Raw genomic sequence first — 4,095 nt, 5'->3', positions numbered from 1 at the left:
TCACAAGGCGCACAGGTGTCGTGGGCGGGTCGGGAGGGTTACCACGGGACCGCGCACCCCGAAGGGACGCGCCCGTGCGGTGGGGGACCGCCCCTGCACGACGGTATGCGCCTGGCCCCGGGCAAGGACGCGCCCGTCCGGACGCCCGTCCCGTCCGGGCGGTCCCCCGCCTGCGCGCCGGTCCCCGGCCGCGGCCTTCCTGGTCCCGGCCTTCTCCGGCTCTCCGCCCCGCGGCGCGGGTCAGGACACGGCCGGGACGACGTGGCGCCCGTAGGCCTCGATGACCCCGTCCACGTCGTCGTGCATCGCGTACACCGCGAACTGGTCCACACCCGCCTCCCGGAGCCGCTCCAGCTTCTCCACGTGCTCCTCCACCGGCCCGACCAGGCAGAACCGGTCGACGATGCCGTCCGGGACGAACGCGGTGTCGGGGTTGTCCGCCCGGCCGTGGTGGCTGTAGTCGTAACCCCGCCGGGCCCTGACGTAGTCGGTCAGCTCCCGTGGAACCGCGTCGGAGGAGTCGCCGTAGCGGGCGACCAGGTCGGCCACGTGGTTGCCCACCATCCCGCCGAACCAGCGGCACTGCTCCCGCGCGTGGGCGAGCCCCCGCTCGGAGCCGTCGGTGACGTAGGCGGGCGCCGCCACGCACACCGTCACCGCGTCGGGGTCGCGCCCGGCGTCGGCCGCGGCCGTGCGCACCGCCCTGACCATCCACTCGGTCAGGTAGGGGTCGGCCAGCTGGAGGATGAAGCCGTCCGCCTGACGGCCCGCCAGCTCCAGTGCCCGGGGCCCGTAGGCGCCCATCCACACGGGCAGGGCGCCGTCGTGCACCCACGGCAGGCGCAGGGCCGCGCCCTCCACGTCGGCCTCCCGGCCCTCGGCCAGGTCCTTGATCGCGCGCATCGCCCGGGACAGGCGTTCCAGGGTGGCGGGTCGGCGGCCCGCCACCCGCATGGCCGAGTCGCCCCGGCCGATCCCGCACACCGTGCGGTTGCCGAACATGTCGTTCAGGGTGGCGAACAGCGAGGCGGTCACCTCCCAGGCGCGCGTGCCCGGGTTGGTCACCATGGGCCCCACGACCAGGCCGCTGGTGCGCTCCAGGATCCGGCTGTAGACGACGAAGGGCTCCTGCCAGAGCACGACCGAGTCGAAGGTCCACCCGTGGGTGAAGCCGTACCCCTCCGCGCGGACCATCCGTTCGACCAGCAGGTCGGCGGGCGGGTCGGTCTGGAGGACGAGTCCGATGTCCATGTGCTGCCCTCTCGTTCAGACCAGGTACTGGCAGGTGGACCGGGGCACGTACCGGCCGTGCCCGGCCTCGCCCAGGTAGGCGCCGCGGTCCACCACGACCCGGCCGCGCGAGAGCACGGTGCGGGCCCGGCCGGTGACCCGTCTGCCCTCGTAGGCCGAGTAGTCCACGTTCATGTGGTGCGTCTCGGCCGACAGGACCTGCTCGGCGCGTGGGTCGTAGACCACGATGTCGGCGTCCGAGCCCGGGCAGATCGTGCCCTTGGCCGGGTACAGGCCGAACATGCGGGCCGGGGTGGCGCAGGCGATCTCGATCCACCGGCGCCTGCCGATGCGGCCCTCCACCACGGCCTGGTGCAGCAGGTCCATGCGGTGCTCGACCCCGGGCATGCCGTTGGGGATCCTGGAGAAGTCGCCCCGGCCCAGCTCCTTCTGCCCGGCGAAGCAGAACGGGCAGTGGTCGGTGGAGACCACGGACAGGTCGTTGGTGCGCAGCGCCCGCCACAGGTGCTCCTGGTGCTCCCGGGGCCGCAGAGGAGTGGAGCACACGTACTTGGCGCCCTCGAATCCGGGCTCGGCGAGGTTGTCGGCGGACAGGAACAGGTACTGGGGGCAGGTCTCGCCGAACACGTTGAGCCCCATCCCGCGCGCCCGGGCCAGCTCCTCCACCGCCTCCCGCGCCGAGACGTGCACCACGTACAGCGGCGCGCCCGCCACCCGGGCGAGCTGGACGGCGCGGTGGGTGGCCTCCGACTCCAGCAGGGCCCTGCGCACCTCGCCGTGGTACCTCGGGTCGGTCCTGCCCTCGGCCAGGGCCTGCTCGACCAGCACGTCGATGGCGATCCCGTTCTCGGCGTGCACCATGGTCAGCGCGCCGTTGGCGGCGCCGCGCTGCATGGCCCGCAGGATCCGGCCGTCGTCGCTGTAGAACACGCCCGGGTAGGCCATGAACAGCTTGAACGAGGTCACGCCCTCGTCGACGAGGGCGTCCATCTCCCCGAGCGAGGAGGCGTTGACGTCGGAGAGGATCGCGTGGAAGGCGTAGTCCACCGCGCAGTTGCCCTCGGCCTTGGCCATCCACGCGTCCATGCCCGCGCGCACCGACTCCCCGGGCCGCTGGATGGCGAAGTCGACGATCGTGGTGGTGCCGCCCCAGGCTGCGGCCCGGGTGCCCGTCTCGAAGGTGTCGGAGGAGGAGGTGCCGCCGAAGGGCATCTCCATGTGGGTGTGGCCGTCCACCCCGCCGGGGACGACGTAGTGCCCGGCGGCGTCGATGACCTCGGCGCCGCTGTCGGCCCAGGAGCGGGCGGCGTCGCTGCCGCGCAGCGCGAGCGCGGCCACCCTCTCGCCCTCCACCAGGACGTCGGCCTCGGTCTCCTCGGCCGCGGTGACGACCAGGCCGCCGCGGATGACGGTGCGTCGTGCCATGCCGCGCCCCCTCAGCCCCGGACCAGCGGGCCGTAGGCGTCGGGCCTGCGGTCGCGGTAGAAGGCCCACTGCCGGCGGACCTCGTCGACCAGGTCCAGGTCCAGGTCGCGTACGACCAGCTCGGCGGAGGTGTCGGAGGCGACGTCGCCGACGAACTGCCCGCGCGGGTCGGCGAAGTAGCTGGTGCCGTAGAAGTCGTTGTCGCCGTACTCCTCCACGCCCACGCGGTTGATCGCGGCGACGAAGTAGGCGTTGGCCACGGCCGCCGCGGTCTGCTCCAGCTTCCACAGGTGGGCGGACAGGCCGCGGCTGGTCGCGGACGGGTTGTACACCAGCTGGGCTCCGGCCAGCCCCAGGGCCCGCCAGCCCTCGGGGAAGTGGCGGTCGTAGCAGATGTAGACGCCGATGCGCCCGGCGGCGGTGTCGAAGACCGGCCAGCCGAGGTTGCCGGGGCGGAAGTAGTACTTCTCCCAGAAGCCGTGGACCTGCGGGATGTGGTGCTTGCGGTACTTGCCGAGGTAGCTGCCGTCGGCGTCGACGACCGCGGCGGTGTTGTAGTAGAAGCCGGGGGACTCCACCTCGAAGACCGGCAGGACCATGACGATGCCCAGTTCCCTGGCCAGGGCCCTGAAGCGGGTGACGGTGGGGCCGTCGGGGACGGCCTCGGCCCAGCGGTGGTGCTCGGGGTCCTGCACCTGGCAGAAGTAGGGGGCGTTGAACACCTCCTGGAAACCGATCACCCGCGCGCCCCGTGCGGCGGCGTCGCGCGCGTGCTCCTCGTGGACGGCGAGCATGGATTCGGTGTCGCCCGTCCATTCGGTCTGGACGAGTGCGGCACGGACGTTGTGCGGCATGTGTTCCTCGTTCCTGCGTGTGCGCCGCCGGGGCGGGCGAGAACGGTTGTTACGTCCGCGTATGTCCTGCTGGCACGGTGGTGCGAGCGGGTGGTGCGCGTGCCGTCGCACCTTAGGTAACGTCGAATGGCCGGTCAATGTCCGACATCCGCGTTCTCCGCGCGCGGCCGGGTGAAGGAATTGCGCGATCATGCCCTTACGGGGTGCGATGTCCTTTCTGTGGCGCGGAGAATTCGGAGGAAAGGACATGTTTTCCGGCTTTTTCCCGCTGAATTTCGGATGAGGACACACACCCCTCCCGGCCGCCGCGCGGTCAGGCGGTGGTGCGGTCCCCGGTGACGGACGCGCCGCCGTGTCCGAGGGGTCCGAGCGCGCCCTCGCTCCGCTCGGCGCGGTCGTCGAAGACGAGGACGATGAGCAGGACCAGGAGGATCCCGATGAGGAACAGGGCGCCGCAGCCCAGGCTCAGGAACAGCCAGGGGGAGTACTCCCTGGCGCCTCCTGGCTTGCCCGGGGAGGGAGGGCCCGAACGGGCGAAGCCGGGCGCGGGAGGCGGCCCCGGGGG

The 4,095-nt window shown here is 72.4% G+C and carries 4 protein-coding genes; all 4 read right to left on the bottom strand.

The window, feature by feature from the left end:
* Window positions 1–240: 240 nt before the first annotated feature.
* Window positions 241–1,251, bottom strand: coding sequence for a TIGR03842 family LLM class F420-dependent oxidoreductase (locus DQW06_RS06260; protein WP_117198129.1), 1,011 nt, complete (start codon window positions 1,249–1,251; stop codon window positions 241–243).
* Between the two features lie 15 nt (window positions 1,252–1,266).
* Window positions 1,267–2,676 (bottom strand): dihydropyrimidinase, encoded by a 1,410-nt coding sequence (gene hydA, locus DQW06_RS06255; RefSeq protein WP_117198128.1) that lies wholly within the window; start codon window positions 2,674–2,676, stop codon window positions 1,267–1,269.
* Window positions 2,677–2,687: 11 nt separating this feature from the next.
* Window positions 2,688–3,530 carry a nitrilase-related carbon-nitrogen hydrolase gene (locus DQW06_RS06250; protein ID WP_013156158.1) on the bottom strand — a complete coding sequence of 281 codons (843 nt, stop codon included), beginning with the start codon at window positions 3,528–3,530 and terminating at the stop codon, window positions 2,688–2,690.
* A gap of 313 nt (window positions 3,531–3,843) precedes the next feature.
* Window positions 3,844–4,095, bottom strand: a 252-nt coding sequence (locus DQW06_RS06245) for a hypothetical protein (RefSeq protein WP_117198127.1), incomplete at its 5' end; no start/stop codon positions are given.

The organism is Nocardiopsis sp. TNDT3, assembly GCF_003427465.1.
GTDB classification, from domain to species: domain Bacteria; phylum Actinomycetota; class Actinomycetes; order Streptosporangiales; family Streptosporangiaceae; genus Nocardiopsis; species Nocardiopsis dassonvillei.
The sequence above is the reverse complement of the archived record's forward strand: the minus strand, read 5'-3'. Positions and strand labels throughout refer to the sequence as shown.

What these genes read in the sequence shown, in the direction of transcription:
- DQW06_RS06260 (WP_117198129.1), bottom strand. Translation starts at nt 1,251, where the DNA reads ATGGACATCGGACTCGTCCTCCAGACCGACCCGCCCGCCGACCTGCTG.
- hydA (WP_117198128.1), bottom strand. Translation starts at nt 2,676, where the DNA reads ATGGCACGACGCACCGTCATCCGCGGCGGCCTGGTCGTCACCGCGGCC.
- DQW06_RS06250 (WP_013156158.1), bottom strand. Translation starts at nt 3,530, where the DNA reads ATGCCGCACAACGTCCGTGCCGCACTCGTCCAGACCGAATGGACGGGC.